Here is a 25,581-nt window from a genome sequence, read left to right on the forward strand (position 1 = left end):
TGCGTTGGTTAACCAATTGAGAGCGCGGCTTGATTGACCGGACGCGGCGCTGCCACGCACCTTGTCTGGGTGTGAACCTGTATTTGAAGTTATGCATTTATGAAGCAACCGGGACATTTGACCCAAGCCATTGGCGCGGGAAAATCCATTGGTCGGCCTCTTCGGGGGTACCTGGCTGCTTTGATCATTGCCTCGTCCAGTATTCAACCGGTCGCGGCACAGGTCGTCAGTGACGGACAAACGCAGACCGGCGTGTCCGTCACTGGCACCACAACCAACGTCACCACGCAGACGATCAGCCAGGGGCACGGCGTCAATTCGTTCTCGTCGTTCAATGTCGGGTCCGGCCAGACGGTGAACCTGCATGCGCCGACGGGCACGGCGGGGACCGTCAACCTGATCAACGGGTCGCAAAGCCAGATCAACGGCGTGGTCCAGTCGATGCAGGGCGGGCAGGTCGGCGGCAACATGTACCTGGCCAACCCGCAGGGATTCGTCGTCGGGCCGAACGGTGTCGTGCGCGGCGGATCGGTGTCGATGAGCACCCCGAGCCAGGGGTTCATGGACGGCGCGCTGTCGGGCGGGATCAGCGGCAGCCATGTCCAGGGGATCGTCAGCGGCACCGCGCCGCTTGGCGACGGATCGATCGACATCCAGGGCCGGGTCGAGGCGGGCAGCCGCATCGGGCTGCGCGCAGGTGGTCAGGTCATCGTCGGCGGCACCCTGTCGGCCGGAGAGATCATCAACGGTGGTCAGGGCGCCATCGACATCGAAGGCCATCGTGGCGTGATCTTTGGCAGCGGCGCGCAGGTCACGGCGCGCAACGGGGCATCCGGCGGGTCGATTTCGGTGCGCAATTCCGACCGGATCGAACTGCGTCCGGGCGCGCGGATCCGGGCGGATGGCGAAGGGGCGGGCCAGGGCGGCACGATCATCATCTTCGGCGGCGACGCGGCGGTTCTGGACGAGGGCGCGGTGGTCAGCGCGGTGGCGCATGGCACGGGCGACGGCGGGTTCATCGAATTCAGCGCGCACAACCATGTCGAGGCCCTGGGCGAGCTGGACGTCTGGTCGCAGGCCGGTGACGGCGGCACGGTCCTGATCGATCCGCTGACCCTGACGATCAACGATCGCGACACCAACGGCGGCGACCTGATCCTGACGGCGACCGAAACGATCACCCTGACCGCCGGATCGCGGATCGACCTGGTTGGCAGCGACAGTGTCGGCAACCTGACGATGACGGCGCCACACATCATATTGGAAGAGGGAAGCGAGATCATCGCGCTCGCCGCCGACGGAAAGTCGGGGGGCGATGTTCTGATTCTGGCCAGCCGCAATGACAGCCTGTCGGGGCAGGACGATGCTTCGGGCGACAGCGCGGGCAATGCCTCACCTCTCGGGTCGGCGCGGATCTCGGCCACCGGGGCGCTGATCATGGGGGCGAACGTCCGGCTGACGGCAGTCGCGCTGAAGGACAACCTTGTCGACATCGAAACGGCGGCGGATGCCTATGTGAACGGGCTGATCGATCCGAACGGCAATATTCCCGGTGCGGCGGATCTGAACGCCATGGCCAAAAGCGTGGTCGACGGGCTTGTCGACCTGCTGCCGGATATCGATTTCTCCGTCCTGCCCAGTTTCCAGCAGGCCAAGGCCTTGATCGAGATCGACGGCAGCTATATCCGCGCCCTCAACGAGGCCGAGGTGATCGCAGAGGCGACCACCGTCCTGCATATCGAGCCGGCCAATTCCAACCTCGCGCTGGCCATCGGGGCCAGCAACACGGTGGCCACGACGATCTTCCAGGACAGCGCCATCGACGCGGGCGACATCAAGGTGAAGGCGGTGGTGAACGAAGATCACCGGATGGTCGCCAAGTCGGGCCTGCAGGGCGATGCCGACAGTGCCGAGGTCGCGGCGATGAACCTGGCCATCGCGGCCTCGATCCGGCGGTCGCGGGCGACGGTGATCGTGAATGGCGCGCGCCCGGCGCTTGGCTTTGACGAAAACGCCAGCCGCGATCCGGATGTGAACCGTTATCTGCCGTGGTCGCCCAACTTCGATCAGGGGGAATATGCGCTTCTGGTGTCGCAGGGCGGGCTTGAGATCGCGTCGGAGACCGTCAAGAACATCGTGCTGAAATCGGACGCGGTGACCAACGATCAGACCCGCGCCATCGCGCTGAGCCTGTCGATCGACGACACCAAGACCGAAACCCATTTCGGCGGCGTCATCGCCGGAGAGGCCGGTCACGCCAGCATCACCGCAACCACCACCTATGAAACCTTCGGGTCGCGGGCGCGGGTCAGCGGCGGGCGGTATGCCGTGGCGGCGGTTTCCCCGGATGCGGCAGATCAGGAGATCACGCCGGAAGAGCAGCAGGCGCAGCAGGATGTGGCGGTCGATCTGGCGCTGGACATCGCGGCGGCGATGGATCCGTCGAGCGCGGTGCTGAATGCCCTGTCCGGCGGCGGCGCGGGTTCGGGCGGGGATTCCAATGACGGTCGGCTTGGCGTGTCGGTCAACCTGTCCGGTCACCGGACGCAGACCACGGTCAACTTCGGCAGCACGACCTTCCAGTACGAGGCGCCGGACGGCACCCTTCGGTCGCTGCATGCGCCCAAGGTGGAAGCCATCGCTGACGGGTCCTATGGCCGGTCAGGCGGCCAGTTCTACGGCGATCACACCAAGGTCGACCTGGCCTCTGATCCGACGGTGGTGGTCGCGGCGCGCAATGTCTTCGAAGACATCCGGGTCGAGACGATCACCCAGCTTGGGTCGGTGCCGGAAAGCGATCCCGAGACCCCGGGCGAGCTGACCGGAGAGAGCGAAGAGGACCTGGCGCAGAGCGGCGAGACTGCGATCCTGATCGCACTTGGCTATGCCGACTGGCAGTCGCAGGCCGAGGTGCTTCTGGACGACGGTGGCCTTGATCAATACGGCGCCGAGATCCGCGCCGTGTCGGATATCGAGGTGATCGCCGAGAACCGCTTTGCCGAGACAGAGGGCCGCGCCGACGTGGGCGACTGGTGGGGCGATTATCGCGAGGCGCTGGTCGAAACCGAAGCCAACCCCGAGGGCGCCGATGCCGAGCCCGCGCCGGATGCGGGTGAAGGTGCCGGCGGTGAAGGCGATGCGGGCGAGGGCGACGCCGGGGATGCCGAGGCCGAGGACGACGAAGCCGAGGGCGAACAGGGCCGCAAGGGTCGGATCGGCGGGATCGCGGATGGCCGTCGGGCGTCCCTGACCGGCGATGCCGTGGACGGCGACGACGACGGCAAGCCCGAAGCCGCCCCCGATGCAAGCGACGCCCCCGAAGACCCCGACAGCGCCGAGGACGAGGTCGCGGCCAGTCCGACGGACGCGCGCATGTTCGTGTCCGAAACCACCGGGCGGGGCAAGGAAATCGGGATCGGCGTCAACGGCTTCCTCGTGCGGATGAAGCTTGCCGCCGATGTGACCGTGAATGCCGCGACGCTGGAACAGGAAGACTATTATCGTCCGGAAGGCAGCCTGTCGGATCTGAACGCCGACGCCGCGATCCGCATCCACGCGGCCAACCGGGGCGACATCGTCCTGGGCGCCGGGGCGCCCGGCACCTCGACCGGCGGTGAGAAGGCGGGCTTTGGGGCGGCCATCGGGCTGGCCATCATCAATGCCGAGGCGAAGACCACGGTCAGCGACGCAGCCCGGCTGTGGATGCACGAGGTCGAACAGCGGTCGGATCAGGACCTGCTGGTGGTGAACACCGCCCGGGCGCATTCGATGAACGACGACGGCGGGTCCGGCCTGAACGCGGGCCTTGCCATCACGCGCTACAAGGCGGTGACGCAGGCCTTCAACCACGCTGACGAGATCGCCTTTTCGGACAAGTCCGTGTCGATTGCCGCGGTCGACGGATCCAGCGTCGTGACGCTGGCCGGATCGGGTACAAAGGGGGCGAAGAACAACCTTGCGATCGGCGTCGCGATCAACCTGACCGACCGCACGACGCGGGCGACGCTGACCAGTTCGCGGGTCAATGTCGACGGCGACATCAGCGTGCTGGCGGAAACCAGCGGCTCGGTTCTCGCGGCAGGCACGGCGTCGTCGCAGGATCGCGAGGCGCCGGAAGAGCCGGAAGACGCGCCCACGGACCCGGACGCGCCCGAGGCCGAGGCGCCCGAGGAAACCGACGCGAACACCGAAAAGGCCGAAAGCGTCGACATCGGGGAAGACCTGCTGGGCGATCAGGCGGATGCCATCGCGGCGGCGGCGGGCAATGGCGATGATGGGACGGGCGGAGGTTCGGGTGGCGGTGATGCGAAGCGCACCTTCAGTTTCTCGGGCGATTTCGCGGGCACCTTCGGCAAGACGACGACCAGTCTGCTGATGGAAGGCGCCGACGTGGCCACGGGCTTTGGCGCGACCGCGACGTTCGATGCGCTGACCAACGTCCAGTACGGGCAGGCCTCGGCCGTCAATGCTGTGGCGGTGGACGGTGTCGGGATCGCGGGCAGCTTTGGGCTTGCCTTCGTCGATCATTCGACCACGGCACGGATGCTGGGGTCGGCGCTCTATTTCTACGAAAGCGGTCTTGAGGAGTTCGACGGAACGGACCCGGCCCTGTCGCGGCTGAGCGCCCGGGATCAAAGCGTCTTCGACGTCATCGTCACCGGCCGCAGCAGCCATGCCGAAGACGGCTGGGGCGTGGCGGTCAGCGCCAGCTTCAACCGGATGCGCATCGATGCGGAAACCGAGGTCGCCGACAGTTCGATCACCAACGGCATGTTCTGGGGCACGCCCGGCACAGGCGGTGGCGATGGCGGCTTCGGCGAAGGCGGGGAAGGTGATCTGGGCGAGCTGGAGGGCGGTTTCGGCGAAGGCGAATTCGAACTGGACCTTGGCGGTGGTGAAGGCGAGGGCGAAGGCGGCGGGGACGACGACTTCTGCATCGATGGCATCTGTTCCGACAACACGCGCGGCCGGGTTCTTGAAATCGCGTCCGAGGCGAATGCGACCTCGTCGGTGACGGTTCTGGCGGCACGCGATGCGGTCGGTGCGGAATCGAGCGGCGGGCAGCAGATGGACAAGGTGTCGAACCAGTTCACCGATGCCGCCGATCAGGCCAAGGATCCCGGGACGGTGCCGGATCAGGCCCCCGACGCGGGCGACGGATCCGGCGGCGACGCCCCGGACCAGAAAGAGAAGGGGCAGGGCTTCAAGGGGGTCGATATCGCGATCGCCCCGTCCCTGGTCGAGGCCGACAGCCGCACCCTGATCCGCGACAGTCTTCTGCTGGTGGATCGCGATGCGGATACGGTGAAAGCCGACGGCGAATTCACCGCCGGGCGCATCGACATCACCAGCCTTGCGCGCACCCAGGCCGTGGTCGACGCGTCCTCGGGGACGGTCGGGCTGAGCTTTGCGCAAAGTCGGACCAGCGGTCTGGTCAAGCTGGATCGCAGCGTCGTCACTGCCTCGGGTAACGGCAGCATCAACGTGACCTCGCGCGTGCAGGAGGTGCAGGAGGTCGCGGCGCGGGTCGACAACCAGAGCCGGTTCAAGGTGGCGGGCGTGCTGTCGCTGCGCGATGCGCTGAACCGGGTCGAGGTCGACACCGATCATGACCAAGCTGTGTCGGTCCTGACGGGCGGGGCCGGTGTGGCGATCAAGGCGGATACGACCCATGACGTGCAACTGTCGGCGATCGCCTCGGACAGTTCGTCGCTGATCCTGGCGGGGGCCGGGATCGTGTCGCTGGCACAGTCGGACACGGCGTTGCTGTTCGGCGGGTCGGTCGGCACGACCGCATCGGGCGCGGCGACGCTTGGGGCGTCGGACGTCTTTGAACGATTCAGCGCGACGGCGGTGACGACAACAGGCGCCTTCACGCCCGAAGACCTGGACGCGAAGATCGCCGAGGACGAGGCGGCAGAAGGCGGCGACACCGACACCCCGGCCGGTGCCAAGGGTGAACGCGAACCCAAGACCGTCGGACGGCAGGGGCGTCCCGCCGGGGTCGACAACGCGGGCCTGATGAACGCGCTGGCCGACGTGACCGACAGCGCCAACGAAGACATCACCGCCCCGGCCCAAGGCGACGCGCCCGACGCGGGCGATGCGCCGGACGACGACAAGAAGGCCCGGACCGCGCCGACCTTTGCCGTCGCCGTCAACATCGACCGGCACGACAGCACGGTGCGGGCGCTGATCGGTGGGGCCGGCGTGGATGCCGGGACCGACCGGGCCTATGACCTGCGGGGCGCGCAGCTGTTCGGCGGGGCGACAGGCGCCACGCTGTCGGCGCTGAACCAGGTGCAGGCCTACAACAAGCTGACGATGACCCGGGCGGGATCGGTCGACGGCACGTCGTTCGGGTTCATGGCGTCGGTGTCGCTTGGTTTCGGCAAGATGGAAACGCTGGCCGAACTCGGCACGACCAAGGCCGGTGGCACGGCGCAGAGCCTCACGCTCGATGCACGCACGCGGCTGCCCGATCCGGCCATCGCGCCGCTTGAGCAGGCGCTGACCGACAGCGGCGACAGCATCGTCGGGACCGTCGATGCGGCGGGGCTGCTGGCCGACGACCTGATGCCGGATCCGGCCCTGACGCTGGATCGTGACGCCTGGAACGTGACCAACCGGACAGAGGGCGAGGCCAACGTCGGGTTCGTCTTCGACGTCGGGCTGCAGAGCTATGACCTGACCACCACGGCGCGCGTTGCCGACGGTGCGCTGGCCCAGTCGACCGGGAGCCTGTCGGTCACGGCCCAGACCAGCGGCGGCGTGATCACCCTGCGCGATATTCCCGCCGCCGCCGCGAAGGCCCCGGAGGACGAGGCCGAGGATGATCCCGACAAGACCCAGGACGACAAGCGCGAAGAGACCGCGCAGGACGTGGGCAAGTTCGGGCTGGGCGGTGCGCTGCAATACGTGCGGTCGCGCGTCGATACCCGGGCCGAGGTCAACGCCACCGCCGCCCCGCTGACCCTGGGCAGCCTGTCCATTTCGGCTGTGAACGACATTACCGCCCTGACGACGGCCAAGTCCTTCGGCGGAGCGGACGGGTTCGCCTTCAACGCGGGCGTCGCGATCATCGACCACAAGGGCAGCGCCATCGCGCGGCTGGACGACGACACGCCGCTGACCGTCACGGGCACCACGCAGATCGCCGCCACGGACAGTGCCAAGTTGCTGGCGCTTGGCGGGGCGGGCACGCAGGCGGGCAAGGTCGGCTTTGGCCTTGGCCTTGGACTGGTCTTTGCCGACCGGCTGGCCACCGCCAATGTCGGGGATCAGTCGGGGGAAGCGCTGGCGGACAGCCCCGCCGCGACAACCGGGGTCGCCATGGATCTGGGGACCGCCACCGTGACCTCGACCACCGCCGGCTGGAGCGCGGCAGGCGCCACGGCCGGTGCAAGCGGGCTTGAGGCCGAACGCGAGGCGCGCAAGACGCCAGAGGCTCCCGAGGATCCCGATGCCGATCCGGAGGACAAGTCGCCTGAGAAAATCAGCCTGCCGGGCAACCTGACCGCTGATCGCGAGGCCGAGCATGCCGAGGGTCTGGGCGAGCAGACAACCAGCGACGAGACCGACAAGGACGAGGTGTCGGACAAATCCTTCGGGCTGGCCTTCGCCGCAGATTTCGCTGGGGTCTTCGGCACGAATCGGTCCGCCGCCGGGCTGACCACGACCGGCGCGCTGGATCTGGACGGGCTGACCGTCACCGCCAGCAACACGGCCGCGGCGCGGCTGGCCTCGGGGGCGAGCGTCGGGGCGGGTGGCAGCGTCGGGCTGGCCGGGTCGGCCTCGATTTCGGGGATCAAGACCTCCGTCACGGCGCTGAACATCGGGTCGGACCGGGTGATGAACGACGGCGACGCGCAGGTCGTGGCGCAGGACAGCGGTGATCTGATCGCCACGGCGGCGGGGCGCGGCGGGTCGGGCAACGACTTCAGCTTTGTCGGCGCGGCCGCGCTGCATCTGGGTCGATCGGACGTGTCGGCGCTTCAGACCTCGGGACTGTTCGGCGTGGGCGATGCGGCGCTTGGCGCGCAGCTCAAGGGCCATACCGCCGCCATCGCGGGGTCCCTGTCGGTCGAGGCGGTGGACGAAGCCAAGGCCGAGGCCACCGGGGACGATACGAAAGAAGATGCGTCGTCGCTTCTCAATGATCTCGACATGAGCGACACGCCGATCCCGGACGAGGCGGCGGATGAAGGCGGCGATGCGGGTGACGACTCCGGCGACGGGTCGGGTGGCGAAGACAACAGTGCCTTCGGCATCGGGATCTCCTATGCCTCGACCCTGCGCGCGGAAACCGTCACGGCGCGGCACACCGGCGGTGTGATTTCGGGCGATGCGTTCGAGATCGAGGCCGAGACCAAGCGCAACGTGCTGTCCGTCGCGGCCTCGACCGGCGGCGATTTCACGATCCAGCTGAATGCCTCGGTCGTGGTGAACCTGCTGACCCAGACGACGCAGGCGATCTACGAAGCCGTCGAATGGCAGGGCAACAGCCTGGACGACATCACGGTCGAAGCGAAGAACGCCACGACGAACCTGGCGCAGGTCGGGTTCCTGGGCACGTCGGCCGGTGATTTCGGGCTGGGCCTGTCGGTCACCGCGCAGGTGGATCGCCGGACGACGACGGCCTGGATCGTCGACAGCATCATCGACCACCACACTGCGCGCGGTACGGCACATGTCACGGCGGCGCAGACCGGCGACGTGCGGTCGCTGATCGTGGCGGGGCAGCGGTCTTCGGACATGGCGGCCAACGTTCCGGTCGGGGTAATCGCGAACAGCTGGACCACCACCGCCAAGGTCGAGGAATCCCGGCTTCTGGAATTCGACAGTGTCGACATCACGGCGCGCGAGGCCGCAACGGTCGACAACCGTCAGGACGCCAAGACCTATGCCGACAGCGCGGGCACCTTCGGCAATGCGATCACGCGGCACGCGTCGTCGGTGCTGGCCCTGGTCGAAGGCGGAGAGATCCGCGCCGCCGGGTCCTCTGCCAGTGCCACCAGCGAAACGCTGCACCACGTCATCGCCCTGCGCGACGGCGAGGCCGAGGATACCGCCGCGACGCTCTTCGCCCTGCTGGACGCGGTTGGCGAAACGCGGGCCCAGGTGACCGATGCCACCGTGCGCGGCGGGCTTGGGCTGACCGCCACGGATGCCACGCAGCGCGACCTGCTGGTCAACGGCAATGCGATCAACGAGGGCACGGGCGTGTCGGGCGGTGTGTCGCTGGACCTCTACAAGCGGGACGTGATTGCCCGGGCGCTGCGGTCGTCGCTTGGCGGCGCGGGTGACACGGCCGTCCGCGCGCTGTCGGCGACCAAGGCGTCGAACGTGGTCATCGGGCGCAACGGCGGGTCGTCGGACAATGCCTTCCAGGCGAATGTCAGCTGGATCACCGATGCCCGCGACGTGGTAGCCGAACTGGTCGCAAGCCAGTTTGACGGCAGCGGAAACCTGGCGTTGACGGCCACGCGCGACGATCAGTTCTTCGCGGCGCAGGGCAGTGACAACCGGGCATCGTCGAGCGTGGGTCTGGGTGCGGGGATCTTCAAGTTCCACGGCACCACGGCCGCACGGATCACCGGGGTTTCGGCGATTTCGACCGGCGGCGACCTGGCGCTGACGGCGCGGAATTCGACCAAGGTCCTGACCGTGGGCATCGGCGTCACCGTCGGCGGCAGCTTTGGCGGCGTCGGCAGCTTTGCCTATGTCGATTACGGCCAGCGCCCCGACGACCTGCCGCAGATCGACGGTGACGAGCGCGGCCTGCTGCTGCGCGACGCGATCGAGACGGGCTATGGCACGGTGCGCGACTGGGTGGACGACACGACCGGGATCGGCCTGCCGCAGCTGGATCTGACCCGCGAGACGTCGATCGTGGCGCGTCTGGCCGTCACGGCGGACGAGCTGACCATCGGTGGCGACCTGAGCCTGACCGCACTGGATGCGCGCAAGGCCGATGCGGTGACGGGTGCGATGTCGCTTGGGCTCGATATCGGGTTCGTATCGGGGATCATCGACAAGTGGACGATTTCCCGGAACGAGGAGACCGGCAAATTCAAGATCGTCAAACGCGACATCCTGCCCAAGGCCGACGAGGCCGCCGGTGATGACGCGGAGAGCGAGAATGAAGTCGATGCGCCCGATGACAGTGCCGGGGGCGATGCCTTTGACGGTGCGGGTGACAGCGCGGATGGCGACAGCGGTGACGGGGACGGCGAAGGCGACAGCAGCTATTCCATCGGCGTCGGCCTGAGCTGGGTGCGCGTCGGCGGCATGGTCGAGGCCGACCTTGACCTGAGCCGCACGCAGTCGATCGGCGTATCCGGCGCGACGCAGCTGTCGGCAGGGTCGACCACGGCGACGATGACCGGATCGGCCGGGGCGGCCTTCCTTGGCAACGCCGTGGGCGCAGGCGGGGCCGTGTCGCGGCAGGCCCAGTGGGTACGGTCGCGTATCCATGGCGGCGGTACGTTGCGGACCGGATCGCTGTCGATGGACAGCCTGTCGGACAACCGGATGTGGGCCATCGGCGGCGCGCTGGCGATCGGCGAAGACGTGGCCCTTGGCGCGACCATCGGGCTGAGCGAACTGCATGCCCGCACCTCGACCCTGATCGAAGACGGTGCCGTCATCGCGGCGGGCGGGGCGGCCAGCCTGTCGTCGCGCGATGACACCCGCGCGCTGTCGGTGTCGATCTCGGCCGGGGGGTCCACCGGCAGCACGGCGGTGGCGGCGGCGAACGGGCTGATGTTCAGCCGTGCAGCAGTGGAAACGCGCCTGCGCGGGAATTCATCGCTTGAGGCCGGCGGTCGGGCGACCCTGCTGGCCACCCGAAGCCAGGAACTCGCGGGCCTCGCCTACACCGTGTCGGTGGCGGATACGGTTGCGGTCAGCGGCGGGCTTGCGCTGGCCTGGGATCGCGGGATCACGACCGCGCAGGTCGAGGACGCGGCCCTGAGCGCCGGGTCCGACGCGCAGGTCGCCGCGCGCAACACCACCAAGGTGGTCACCAGCGCGGTTGGCGGATCGATCGGCATGACGGTCGGGGTGGTCGGCTCGGCGGCGATGACCCTCAAGGAAGACACAGTGCTGGCGGAAATCGCCGACAGCACCGTCACGGCGGAGGACACCGTCGTCGTCGAGGCGCTGAACGGCGGTCGTCTGGATACCGTGGGCGGCGGCAACGAAAGCTTCTTCGGGAACTTCGATCAGGTCGGCGGCGGGCTGACCTATGGTGGATCGGCCGGTATCGGGGTGTCGATCGGGGCGATCCGGTCGCGGTCGACCGTGGTGGCGATCATCCGGGGCAACAGCACCGTGGCGGGTCATGGCAACGGCAACGGGTTCAACACCGTGGGCCGCAACAACGCCGTGGATGACGAATATCCCGACCACTACCTGACGCGGCGGACCGAGAACCGCAAAGGCGTGGCCGTGGTTGCGGACAATGCGACCGAATTCAACACCGTCGCCTTCGTCGGCGGCCTGTCGAGCGGCTTTGGCATGGGGCTGCAGCTGCCCTTCATGCTGGTGCAGGACACCGTGACGGCCAAGATCGCCGCAGAGGGGCCGCGGACGCCCGAGGTTTCCAGCACCAACGCCGATGTCGAGGTCTTTGCCGGCAACGCCACCGCGCTGCGCACCGTGAACCTTGCGCTTGGCGGCGGTCTGACCGCCGGTGTCGGTGCCCTGCACGAACTGATGCTGATCGAGAAGACGACCGAGGCCTTCATCGACCGTGCAGAGGTCACCGCCGGGCGCGATATCACTGTCGAGGCCGTGACGCCCGAATCCATCGTGACCGCCAGCGGTGCGCTTGGGGCGGGGATCTACGCGGGCATCGCGGGGGTCTGGCAGCTGGGTATCACCCGGTCGACCACCGATGCCTGGATCCGCGACAGCGACCTGAGTGCGGACCGCGACATCGCCATTCGCGCGCGGGCACCGCGCAAGATGCAGCAGAACGCCGGATCGGCCGGCATCGGTCTGGTCGGGGTCGGGTCCACGCTCGTGATCCTCAACAGCCGGGACGAGGTCCGGGCCGGAACGCTGGACGGTACCAGCACGGCGGATGCCGTGGTGCTGGATGCCGGCCGCACCGTCGACGTGCTGGCCGAGGCCGAGATGCTGCCGTTCGAAGACCGTCCGAACCGTGTCCAGGCGCCTTCGGGCAATGGGCTGGTTCCCGTCAACCAGGCGATCGTCGGATCGGGTGGCGGACTGGTGGGCGTCGCGGGTGCGGGGCTTTACACCGCGTCGCGGCAGAAGGTCATCGCCCGCCTTGGCGCCTTCACCCGGGTCGACAGCCGCAACACCGTCGATCTGAACGTGAAGGCCCGCCAGAGCTATGGGCAGGACGTTTTCGTCATGACCCAGAGCGGCGGGTTCGCGGCCGTGGGCGCGGCGGCGGCGATCACCTCCATGCGGAACGAGGTGAAGGCCGAGATCGCCGATCAGGCGCAGATCGACATCACCGGCGCGCTGACCGTCGACGCCTATGGCGACCGCAGCTTCAAGGGGGCCGTGGTTTCGGGTGGTGGCGGCGCCTTCAGCTTCCAGGGGTCGGGGATCCTGCTGACCTATGGCAAGCCGATCCGTGTCACCGACGATGCCGAGAACATCGAAGATGCGCAGTCAGCCATCGATGATGCGGATGCGGCACTGGCCGACAACCCCTTCGAGAGCAGCAATGATCCGGCCACGGCCGAGGACGAGCCCAGCTATTCCGTCGGCCTGGGCGACAGCCTGATCGACGCGCTGCTGGGTGAGGTCGTGAGCGAACAGCAGGCGCTGAGCCTCGACGACGAATTCAACGGCCCGGGCGATGACGTGATCCAGGCCCGCATCGGCGACAATGTCACCATCCGCGCCAACAGCGCCGCAGTCACTGCAGACGAAGGCGGCACGCTCGAGTTGCTGGCGGGCGGCGTGTCGGGCGGTGCGATTTCGGCGACCCACGGTGTCGCGCTGGTGCGGCGCGGGACCAAGATCGAAACGCTGATCGGCAGCCGCAGCGTGCTGCAGACCCAGGGGGATCTCTCGGTCGGAGCGACCGCCACCGTGGACGACGGCAATCCCGAAGCCATCGCCGGGTCGGGCGGGCTGATCGCCAGCGGCGCGGGCGTCGCCGATATCCGGATCGGTCGGCAACTGGCCGTGACCGTCGCGCCCAACGTCACATTGCGGGCGGGCGGTGCGCTGTCGGTCTTTGCCGAGGAAAATTCCGCAACCCGGGCCAAGGTCACAGCCGTGGCCGTCGCCGGGATCGGTGCGGGGGTGGCGGTGTCGAACGCCTTCCGCGACTCCTCGATCGGGGTCACGCTGCAGGGCGCCTCGTCCCTGTCGGGTGACACGGTCGAGGTCGCGGCCCGCCGTTACGGAGAGGTCAAATCCGACGTCGATCTGCTGGCCGCCGGGGCCATCGCCATCGGCGCGACCAACGCGGTCGCGCGCGACCGGTCGAACGTGCAGGTGTCGCTTGGCGCGGCCGTGCTGTCGGGCGACGTCAGCGTGACGGCGATCAATGCGGGCAACGTCATGGCCGATGCCAAGGGCAACGTCGGTGGCGGTGGCACGACGGGGGTGAACAACGCCCGGGCCAACCGTGAAAGCAATACGCTGATCACCTCGACCGCGCTGCAGCTGGCGGGGGCGGGGTTCACGCTGCTCAATACCGACAATGATCCTGATGGCGACCGGTCGCGGGTCGTGGCCTCGACCCGGTCGACGACCGTAGCGGCCGGGGCTTTTGGTGGGGCCAATGCGGACGCGCTGAACGACAGTTCGGTGCGCACGTTCCTCAACCTGGGCGAGGTCGCGCTGACCGGTGATTTCGTCGCCGAGACACGCAACGCCAGCGATCTGGAATACCTGTCCAAGGGCAAGTTCTTCGGCGGAGTCGGCATCGGCGGCAATATCGCGCGGGCCGATGACACCTCAGAGGCGTTGATGGACATCCGCCTGACAAGCACTGCGGTGGTCGGTGGCCGGTTCGAGGCCGTGGCGGGCGGCGATGCCTACCTGTTCGGCAACGCGGTGGCGGGCAAGGGCGGTATCGTCACGGCCTTCGGGTCGCTGCTGCGGCTGAACATCGACACGGTCACCCGGCTTGACCTTAGCGGGGCCGGTATCGAGGCCGAGGAAATCATCCTGCGCACCGACCGCAACGTCGATTTCGAAAGCAACTCGGACAGCCTTGCCGTGTCGCTCGCGGATTTCGGCGCGACCAGCCAGCGGAACCTCGTGACCTCCGACAGCCTGCTTGAGGTCGGGTCGAACCTGATCGCCAAGCGGGTGACGATTTCGTCCGATACCTCGGTCTTCAAGCGGGCGATCGACTTCAACGGCACGACGGGCACCTACGGGGCGATCGGGGTGTCGGCCCTGTCGTCGCGCACCGGCGTGACCAACACGGCGCTGATCGACCTTGGGCCGGGGGTCACCATCACGCAGGTGCCGACCAGCGATGATCCGACGCAGGACCAGGGCTTCGTCACGATCGCCATGGGCAACAGCTATGACCTGACCGACCGCCTGACCGGTGACATGGGCGGGCTGGTGGCCCTGCCCAAGCTGGTCAGCGAACTGGTCGTCGGCGACCTGTCCGATGCGGCCACCCGGTCGACCGGGCGGATCGCGCTGGACGGTGTGACCATCGCGGCCAACGGCGATGTGACGGTGTCGAACCGGTCCGACGCGTTGATGGTGTCGGAAGGGTATATCCGCACCTATGGCGCGGCCGGGCATGGGCAGGTCGACGCCACGACGACCTTCCGCCACGCAAACGAAATCGACCTTGCGTCGGGCCAGATCGTGTCGCGGCGCGGGTCCATCGCGGTGCTGTCGGGTGAAAGCCTGAACGGCGTCCAGACGGTTCAACAGCACGCCGAGGCGCGGGTTCACAATCGGACGGCGATCCCGCTGGCCTCGGACCCGGTCGCGCTGGCGCAGACGGACCAGACCAATGCGATCCGCGTGCGCAACGGCATGCTGCTGAAGGCAGCGGGCGACGTGGCGCTGCGGGCCGGAGACGGCCTGACCGATGCCTATGCCTACAGCTATGCCATCGACGCCTATTCCGAGGCGGCCGAGGCCGTGGCGAACTTCTTTGGCGATCTGATCGGGGCCGACGACGTTTCGCTGGCCCGCGAAGGCGGCGAGGTCATCGAGACCGGGTCAGCCGGCGTCCAGGTCGACGGCAGCATCACGGCCGGCGCCTTTGCCTCGCAACGCCTGGTGATCGACTATGCGCCCGGCATCGGGGACGGAGAAGTGGCGGATGAGGACGATCTGCTTCTAGATATCGACGGCGATATCGAGGTCACCTTCGATTTCGACCGCAACATCGGTCAGCGCCTTCAGTCCTATATCGCCGAGCTGACCGCGTTGCGGAACGCCTATGCCGCCGGATCGGACACCTACGACACGCTGGATACCCAGATCGCGGCGCTGAACGCGCGGTTGGCCTACCTGCAGTCGACCAACGGGTTGGTTGAAACCGACTTTGCCGTTTTGAACAACGTCTACGCCCGGGGCGGCAACATCGACATCACCGGCGATTACCTGGTCGGCACGGGCAACCTGCGCGCCGTGGGCGATGCGCTGATCGAGGTGATCAACAACACGGGCCTCAGCCTTGACGTGCACGACATGGAGATCCCCTTCGTCACGGCGGGCGAGATCCTGTACAACAACGCCTCGGTCTTCACGAATGCGGACCTGATCGCCCGGGGCGCATCGCGCAATCCGCTGGCCGGGGGGGCAACGCAGCCGACCTTCGCCCAGATCGCGGCCAGCCCGACCGACATCACCCCGCCGCAGATCAACCTGCGCAACAACCATGCCGTGTCGAGCGGTCCGACCGCCGATCTTTATGTCCGGGGCGACGTCGACAACCTGATGGGCGATGTCACCCTGCGCACCGAAGAGGGGTCGGTCTATGTCTTCGGCGGCAACATCAACGCGCATTCGATCAACATCGACTCGGGCGGTGACTTCTTCCTCGCGCCGTCCGATCCGCTGACGCACCTGCCGCAGAACCCGGTCAATGCCTATTCGGACCTGTTCGACAGCTACGAGTCCTATCAGAACCTGATCTACAACCTGATGCGGCGCAATCCGGACATGACCGAGCAGGAGGCGCGCAATGCCCTTCTCTTTGCCAATATCATTCCGCAGTACGAAGCCTATGACCTGGCCGAGCCGGGTGGATCGGTCACGGCAGTCGGGTCGATCTTCATCTATGCGGAAACGCTGAACATCGACGGGCTGATCAAGTCGGGCATCACCGACTGGACCGTGAACATCGACGCCTCGATCGACACGGTGCTGGACAACGCGGGCCCCGGCCTGACCGAACTGTACCGTCCGCTGCGTGGCACGGCGGTCGGCAGTGACGACGACACCAACGTCGATGTCGTGGCCAACCACCCCGTCCATGGGCTGGACGGCGAAGGGCATATCACCGGCAACGTGTCGGTGGATTACAACGCCGCGACCGACCGGCTTGAGTTGCGCGGCGTCGAGACCCGCGGTGGCTATATCGAGATCTCGGGCAAGATCGCCTCGACCGGGAACGGCCGGATCGAAGCGGCGCATGGCTATGGCCGCCTTACGGTCACAAGCACGTCGGCGCGGGATCTGGAATTTGCCAAGATCGACCTCGGGCCCGAAGGCGGTGTCGAAGGGGTCGTGCGGATCATCGACCGGTTCAAGGAACAGACCCACCCGATCACGGGGGCTTTCGGCGGCTACACGGTCACCACCTTCAAGATCGGTCAGGATGGCCAGTTGCAGAAGACCCTCGGCTCGACCGGTAGCGGGCTGGTCCTTTCGGATCCGAACGCCGATCCGTCGGTCTACAACCCGATGGATGACCTGGCCTGGTTCTACACCTATGCAACCGACACCAACGTCACCCGCACCCGGACCATCCGCGAAGTGCAGCGCCGCCTGACCAACCAGGACAATGCCATCGTGACCGAGGTCTACAGCGTCGGGGCCATCAGCGACGACGACATCACGACCGTCTTCCTCGAGGACAAGCCCGAGGTCGGCTATGTCCAGCTGGCGAACCAGAACGTCGATCTGACGGCGAACCAGTACAAGTTCTCGTCCGATCGCGACATCCTTGACTATGTCTACACGCCCGTCGGGGATCAGGATCCCGAGTGGGATCACAACGGCGCTCTCTGGTGGGTGACCCACGCAGAGCGTGAGCGCGAATACCGCGCGATCGAGACCTTTGTCGAACGCCGGACCTACACGCACCGCCTGCGCGCCGATTACCCGGTCGAAATCGCGATCTCGGGCCGTCCGTCGGCGCGGGTGACGGTGGATACCCCCGCTTCGGTGCTGTTCGGCGAAGCCGTGCGCGTCGGCACCGGATCGGTGCAGGTGCATGCGGGCGGTGACGTGCTGACGCTTGGCCCCGACGTGACACTGACGGCGGGCAGCCTGGGCATCACGGCCGGCGGATCCGTCGGCGGCGCCTCTCCGTCCTCGTTCCAGCCGCGCAATTATCGCATCACCGGCCCCGTCGCGGCGCGCGACATCTTTGGCCGCGTCACCGGCGCCGATCTGGAACCCGGCCAGACAGTCTATCGGAACGAACTGATCGGCGCGGCGACGCCCGCCATCGGCGATACCGTGGCGCTGCTGTCGGGGGATGACGTCAGTGTCTCGGTCACCGCGCAGGGCGACATTCGCCTGCGCAACGGCACCGGCAACCTGCGGATCAACAACGTGACCGCCGCAGCGCAGGGCGATGTCCAGCTTGAGGCGCAGGGGTCGATCATCCCGAACAGCCTGGCCATCGCGACCCTCGGGACCATCGACGGGGGCCGCGTTGACCTGCTGGCCGAAACCGGCGTCATCGGGTTTGACCCGGTCAGCCGCAACCCGCTGGCCCAGCTGGACATCACCGCGACAGATGAGCTTCGCGCCGAGGCATACGGCGATATCGACCTGGTCAGCACCTCGGGTCAGATGAACGTCGAAAGCATCGTGTCGACGACGGGCGACGTGACCCTGACGACCGAAGCGCTGTCGATCCACGACGAAGACCGCCGCGAAACCGCCGACCGCCGCGCGCAGGCCGCGCTTCTGGCGGCGCTGTGGGAAGAACTGCAGCTGATCGACGACGCCAGCCTGACAGACGTGACCAAGGCAGAACTGAACGCCGCCGTGGCCGCGGTGGAAGCAGATTTCGACGCTGGCTACTTTGCCTTCTGGGAAAACCTTGTCGTGCGGAACGAGTTCGGCAAGGTCGTGGAGGTCAAGGATTATGACCCCGCCATCGTGCTGAGCCTGTCGCGCCTGGAAGAACGGGAACTGCGGGCCAAGGGGGCGGACGACGCCAAGATCCAGTCCATCGTCGATGACCGCACCGCCGCCTTCCACAGCGATGCGGCCCGTTTCGCGGGTCTGGGCTATGACCGCGATTATGCACATACCCTGTCCGACGCCGCCCGGACCCAGATCCAGACCGCGATGGCGCTGGACAAGGCGTCGACCAACCCGATCGTCCAACGCGAAACAGACCTGCGGACGCAGCAGTATTTCGACTGGTGGGCGATGCTGGCCGTCACCGAGAACGGCGACACCAGCCACAAGGATTACAACAAGGATACCAACCCCTTCGCCTATACCGAGGCGCAGGTCGACGCGATGATCGCCAACGGCATGACCGAAAACGCCATCGCCGCGCAGGAAGAGGCCCGCAACCGCTGGTTCCACGACAACGCCGCACGGTACACGGATGCCGAGTTCGACGCCGACTACACCTATGCCATGACGCTGGACGATATCGAGGCGCTAAAGAAGTCGGCCTATTTCACGACGACCGAACTGGAAGCCGCATTCCGCGCCGACCTGATCCTGCCGGTCACCGACACGCAGCTGAACATCGAAGAGCCGAACATCGTCGGCCACAACATCACCCTGAACTCCGCCCGCGACATCGGAGAGGCGGTGGCTCCGCTGGTGAAGATGGCAGGCAGCAAGCTGACGACGCAGGAACGGCTCTGGCTCTTCTCGGCCTCGAAGGCGGATGTGCATCTGCAGGACGACCGGGTCGTGATCGAACGCAACGATGACCTTGATATCGAGGCCACCGGGCAGGTGATCGCGCGGGCCGTCAACAACGTCTACCTGGGCAGCGAAACCGATGTGACGCTGACCGAATTGTCCGCCGGACTGGACGCGACGCTGAAAAGCTCGGGTGCGATCCTTGGTGTGACCGGCGCGGCGGGTGTCAGCGGCCGGGACATCAACCTCGAAGCCGCGGGTGGCGGCATCGGGTCGGCGCAGACCGCGCTTCAGGTCGAAGTGGCGCAGGGCGGGACGCTGGCGGCCCGGGCCCTTGGCGACATCTACCTCGGCGCCGGGAAAAACGACATCGCGATTGCCGAAATCTATACGCCGGGCCACCTGTCCATCGACGCCGCCAACAGTCACATCGGGGACGCCGACGGTCGCGACAATGACGAGATCCTGGCCGGTTCGGTCGATCTGCGCGCCTCCGGCATCGGCGGTCAGTCCGGCGCGACCTTCGACATCCGCCTGACCCAGGCTGGCGGGACCGTCAATGCGCTTGCCAGCGGTCCGGTCGCGCTTGGCCTGACCGGCACCGATATCAAAGTCGGGCGCATCGCCTCGACCGGATCGATCACCCATCTGACCACCCATGGCAGCGGTCTGACGCTGGTCGAAACCCTCGGGCTGGATGACGGCCTGACCAAGACGCATCTTCAGGGCCGGGCCGGCCTGACGCTGGACATCGCGGGCGGGATCACCGGCGGGTCGGACTGGCTGTCCTTCGACACCGACGCGACGGCCGACATCACCGCACAGGGGCGCATCGGCACGGACGTCGAAAGCCTACGGATCGACGCGGCCGACCTCAGGTTGACCGCGCAGGACGCAACGGTGCTGCACAGCTATCTTGAGGCCGACCGCGACATGCGCCTGTCCCGGCTGAAGACCGGCGGGATGGTGCACGTGCTGGGGCGCGACCACCTGAGCCTCGATGCCTCCGTCGTCGATGTCTCGGACCTGTCGCTGACCACCCGCAACAGCGGGCGTCCGGCGGATATCCGGATCCTGACCAGTGCCGGGTTCGGCGCGGGTGTCGGCGTGACGCTAGACGCCGCACGCGACATCCTGGCCGGGGACGACGCCGTCCTGACATTTGCCGGAACGGCCAGCCTGACGGCAGGCTCTTCCGAGGCCGGATCCATCAAGGGCCTGAACGGCAGCGCGGTCCGCTTCATCGGCGTCAATGGCGCGGACCTGAGCTTTGCGGCCAGCCAGGATCTGCAGATCGACAGCATCATCGCGGACGGCACCATCGCCCTGCGGGCCGGCAAGTCCATCGGTTCGGCCGACACCCCGGTTCAGGTCAAGGCCGGGACCCTGTCGGTGACCGCGGACGGCGGCACCGGACATATCCGCGCGCTGGGCGAGCAGATCGTTCTTGGCGACCTCGGCGGTAGCGGCGAGGTACTGGATATCCTGGCGGACGGCGATGTCATCCTGTCGGGTCCGATCAGCCGCCGTGGCGGGGCGCTGACCGTGGTCAGCACGATTTCGGGTGACATCAACACGAACGCCGCGATCGAGATCGCGGAGGGCGGGCACGTCACCCTCACTTCCTTCGCCGGCGGGATTGGCATGGACGGTCCGCTGCAGCTCAAGACGCAGGCGTCCAGCCGGATCGACATGGCCGCGCGGAGTGATATCGCGGTCGCCGCTGACGGCGATCTGACCTTCGGCTACCTTGTCTCGGACACGGGATCGGTTGCGGTGACGGCCACCGGTGCGCTCGACATCGCCCTGCTGGGCACCCCTGTTGACGTCGATATCGACGCGGGTAGTGAAAACGTCGGCGAATGGGGCCGGGATGCTCCCCTCGACACCCATCCGACGCTTGGCAAGGACCTGCAGAGCCGCGCGCTCTATCCGACCTTCAACGTGGCAGCCTATGACGGCAGCACGGGCGGCGGCTCCGGCGGAGACGCCGGGTCCGACGGTGGAGACAACTCCGGCGGGGACGGCGGGTCCGACGGCGGAGACAACTCCGGCGGGGACGGTGGGTCTGACGGCGGAGACAACTCCGGCGGTGATGGTGGGTCCGACGGTGGAGATAACTCTGGTGGAAACGGCGGGTCCGATGGCGGTGACAACTCCGGCGGGGACGGCGGGTCCGACGGTGGTGACAACTCCGGCGGGGACGGTGGGTCCGATGGCGGTGATAACTCCGGCGGGGATGGTGGCTCTGACGGCGGAGATAACTCCGGCGGGGACGGCGGGTCTGACGGCGGTGATAACTCCGGTGGCGACGGCGGGTCTGATGGTGGAGACAACTCCGGCGGGGATGGTGGCTCTGACGGTGGTGACAACTCCGGCGGGGACGGTGGGTCCGATGGCGGTGATAACTCCGGCGGGGATGGTGGCTCTGACGGCGGAGATAACTCCGGCGGGGACGGTGGGTCTGACGGCGGAGACCACTCCGGCGGGGATGGTGGCTCTGACGGCGGCGATAACTCTGGCGGCGACGGCGGGTCTGACGGCGGTGACAACTCCGGTGGCGACGGTGGTTCCGATGGCGGTGATAACTCCGGCGGGGACGGTGGGTCTGACGGTGGCGATAACTCTGGTGGCGACGGCGGATCCGATGGCGGCGATAACTCCGGCGGGGACGGTGGGTCTGACGGTGGAGACAATTCCGGTGGGGACGGCGGGTCTGACGGTGGAGACAACTCCGGCGGGGACGGCGGGTCTGACGGTGGTGACAACTCCGGCGGGGACGGCGGGTCTGATGGTGGCGATAACTCCGGCGGGGATGGTGGCTCTGACGGTGGTGACAACTCCGGCGGGGACGGTGGGTCTGACGGTGGAGACAATTCCGTCGGGGACAACGGGTCTGGCGCGGGCAACACCGGTGGATCGGTCGGCGGTGACAACTCTGGTGGAAATGGTGTCGTGGCCAAACTGCCGGTGGCGCAGGGCATCACGCGGCAAGGGTTCAGCAACCCGTTCGCGCCGAAGGGGCTGAGCCCGCGTGGGGTGCTCTCGCGTCCGGGTGCGACTCCGGCTCCGGTCCGTGGCGCGACGGAGGAGGATGCAGGCATCGATCCTGCGGCGGATCCGGCCAGCGTGATCAATGATCAGGCAGATGACAGCGACGAGGACGACGAAGAGAAGGATGAAGAGGGCGAGCGCAGTGACGGACAGGACGACGCGACGTGAGATCCGGTCACGCCTTTGGTCGCAACGCATGTGGCGGAATTGCCGCATCTCGTGCGTCAATCCCGGAAGGGGCTGCAAACGTTCAAGAAAACGACCCGTGGTTTGCTAGGTCTGGGGTGAAGACAGGTATCGGACGACCCCGCCACATGACACGTTCAGTGCAACTATCCGCGTGCCTCGCGGCCCTGATCGCCCTGGGTGCGGCCCCGGCCCTGGCGCAGGGGGTCACGCTTGACCCCGGCAGCGCGGTCGACGCGCAGCCCGAGGGCGCAACCGCCGCGCCGTCCGATGCGGGTCAGGCCGCGGCTGCCGCCGAAGCGGCCGCACAGGCGCGGGATAGGACCCCGACTGCGCAACCCGCCCGGCAGGCCGTGGCGCGCGGATACGTGGTGCGGGACGTCGTGCTTGCCAATGGCTCGGCCTACCTGTCACCTGACGATCTGGCGCGGGTCGAGGCCGGGCTGATCGGGCGGCGCTATTCCCTTCAGGGGTTGGCCGCGATCCCGCAGGCCTTCAACCAACTTTATGCCGAGCGGGGGATATCCACGGCGCAGGCCGTGCTGCGCCGGGTGGATGGCGGCCGGGCCACGGTCGAGCTGCTGGAGGCGCGGGTCGGCCAGATCGGTGCCTCGCCCGGTCTTCTGTCGGATGACTACATCCGCTTCCGTATGGCGGCCGCGCCGGGTGATCTGGCGGACAACCGGGTTCTGGAAGCGCAGGTCCAGCGGATGAGCCTGACCGACAGCCTGCCCCTGCAGCTGGGGTTCGCGCCCGGGGCCAGCTATGGCACCACCGACATCACGGTCCTGCAGCCGGATCAGCCACGTCACACGACGGTCGTGACGCTGGACAACTATGGTTCGGTCTCGTCGGGGCGGCCGCAGCTGAGCCTGGCGCATACGGTGCGGTCCCTGACCGGCTGGAACGACCCGCTGTCGCTGACGCTGCAACTGCGCGAAGGATCGAAGGCCGGGACCATCGGCTATGCCCGCACGATCACGCCGGGCGGCGGGCTGCTGGGCTTCAGCTTCAGCCACACGGTGACTGAAGACGTCACCGGCGCCCCGCTGACCGGCCAGCAGACGACGGCGGATATGACCTATACCCAGCCGCTGATCGTGGAGCCGGCGCGCCGCCTGTCGCTGACCTTCGGGCTGTCGGGCTATGAGGAAATCGCGCGGCTGGCTGGCGTGCAGACCCTGGGCCATCGCGGCACCGAGGTATCGATCGGCGCGTCCTACTACCGCGCGGGCGAGGGCTGGAGCCTGACCCTGTCGCCAAGGTTTCTGGCGGGCCGGTACGACGATGCGGTGACCCCGGCGTCGAACATCGGATATTCGGCGGTTCAGTCGACGATCTTCGCCTCTGTCGCGATCGGTGAAGACCTTGTCGCGTCGGTCACGGCCTCGGGGCAGAAACGGCTGAGCGGGGTGATGCCGTCACAGCGCAAGTTCACCGTGACCAGCCCGTCGGCGGTGCGCGGCTATCCCACCAGCCTGAGTTCGGGCGACAGCGGCTATTACCTGCGCACGCAGATCGAGACGCTGACCCCCTTTGACCTTGGGCAGGGGATCAGGCTTCGGCCCTTTGCCTTCTTCGATGCCGGGCAGGCCTATGACCGCAATGATGTCGGTCTGGGCATGGCCGCCAGCGTCGGCCTTGGTGTCAGCTTCGTCGCCGAGCAGACCGTGTTCGGCGACATCTACGTCGCGAAGCCGTTGAAGACCGGGATCACCGGCTGGGCCAATCCCAGCCGCGATCTGGTGATCGGCGCTTCGCTTTCCATGACCTTTTGACCCAGAACGGAGAATTTCCCGTGTCCCACCTTCGAACCCTTGGCCTTTCCCTTGCACTGGCGCTTGGCGCCACCGTCCTGCCGGCGCAGGAAGCCGACACGACCGCCGCGACCCAGGAGACAGCGGTCGCAACCCCGGCACCGGTGCGCAACGGCGCGCGTTATGGCGCCTGGACCGTCACTTGCGAGGCGCTTGGCGTCAACGAAACCGCCTGCGTGCTGAGCCAGACGCTGGTGCGTAGCGCGGACAACCAGTTTCTTGCCGAAATCCTGGCCTTCTGGTCGGGCGACGGCAGCACCAGCTACATGGCCGCGCGGGTGCCGAACGGCGTGTTCTTCCCGTCGGGTTTTGCCTTCAAGCCCGAGGACAGCGAAGAGCGGCAGAGCTTTGTCTGGCAAAGCTGTTCGCGCGAACTGTGCGAAGGTCTGCTGCCGGTGGACATGGAGGCGCTTGGCGCGCTGGAAGACGGGGCCGAGGTCTTTGCCGGGTACCGCCCACGCCTTGGGGCCGAACCGCTGGTCTTTCGCCTGAACTTCGACGGCGTGACCGAGGGGATGACCGCGCTGAAGGCCGGTCTGTCGAACTGACATGGTCCTGGGGTGGCTGAGTGTGGCCACCCCCGACGGATCATCGCGGCACCGGGCGGGCGTGGTTCGGGCGCAAGGGCCCGGTGACGTCGCGCCCCTGGGTCCGATCCGGGCCGTGCGCTGTGGCAGTGTTTTGCTGCACATATTTCACACGTTGTGAAATTTTCAGGTAAGGTCCGCATCGCCACCCATGAGGGTTGCGATGGTGAGGCTTGTGCAAGTCCTTGGGAAAAAGTTCTAAAGTGAAGTCGGGGTGGAAGCAGGACCCCGAGAGGGTCAAGCGCGATATCCTGACGGCCGCCATGGCAGAGTTCGCCAAGAGCGGGCTGGAGGGCGCAAAGATCGACGACATATCGGCGCGGACCGACACGTCGAAGCGGATGATCTATTACTACTTCACCGACAAGGAAGGGCTGTATGTCCGCGCGCTGGAGGCCGCCTATGCCAAGGTGCGCGCGCTGGAGGAAAAGCTGGATCTTGCCGACCTGTCGCCGGTCGAGGCACTGGAAAAACTGGTGGCCTTCACCTTCGACCATCACCGCAAAAACGCGGACTTCATCCGCATGGTGATGATCGAGAACGTGCACCACGCGCGGTATCTCAGGGCCTCGGACGTCGTCCGGGACGTGAACCGAGAGGCCATCACCCGGCTCGAGGCGCTGATCGCGCGGGGGCAGGCCTCGGGTGTGTTTCGCGATGACATCGACGCCACCGAACTGCATTGGCAGATCTCGGCCCTGTCGGTGTTCAACGTGTCCAACAAGGCCACGTTTTCCGCGCTGTTCGGCAAGACGATCTATTCGAAGGACGGGCAGGCGCGGTTGCGTGACCGCGCGGTGGCGATGGTTCTGGGCGATGTGCTGAAAACGCCGCGCTGATGGGCGGCAAGGCCGGGGTGCGACGTCCCCGCAGACGCCCCTTGCACCCGCCCG

4 protein-coding genes are annotated in these 25,581 nt (G+C 67.2%); all 4 read left to right on the plus strand.

Annotated features, from left to right (window positions below; all coding sequences use genetic code 11):
* The first annotated feature begins 99 nt into the window (after positions 1–99).
* Positions 100–22,266, plus strand: a complete 22,167-nt coding sequence (locus E4S58_RS09675; RefSeq protein WP_136636205.1) for a leukotoxin LktA family filamentous adhesin — start codon at positions 100–102, stop codon at positions 22,264–22,266.
* A 158-nt stretch (positions 22,267–22,424) separates the two neighbouring features.
* Complete coding sequence (locus tag E4S58_RS09680) at positions 22,425–24,062, plus strand: ShlB/FhaC/HecB family hemolysin secretion/activation protein (RefSeq protein WP_136636206.1); 1,638 nt, start codon at positions 22,425–22,427, stop codon at positions 24,060–24,062.
* Between the two features lie 20 nt (positions 24,063–24,082).
* Entirely contained in the window at positions 24,083–24,649 is a 567-nt protein-coding gene (locus tag E4S58_RS09685; RefSeq protein WP_169052647.1) for an invasion associated locus B family protein, read from the plus strand.
* 242 nt (positions 24,650–24,891) lie between these two features.
* Positions 24,892–25,527 (plus strand): TetR/AcrR family transcriptional regulator, encoded by a 636-nt coding sequence (locus tag E4S58_RS09690; RefSeq protein ID WP_276605907.1) that lies wholly within the window; start codon positions 24,892–24,894, stop codon positions 25,525–25,527.
* The last annotated feature ends 54 nt before the right edge of the window (positions 25,528–25,581 follow it).

Origin of the sequence: Pseudooceanicola onchidii, assembly GCF_004959925.1 — a bacterium.
Classification (GTDB): domain Bacteria; phylum Pseudomonadota; class Alphaproteobacteria; order Rhodobacterales; family Rhodobacteraceae; genus Pseudooceanicola; species Pseudooceanicola onchidii.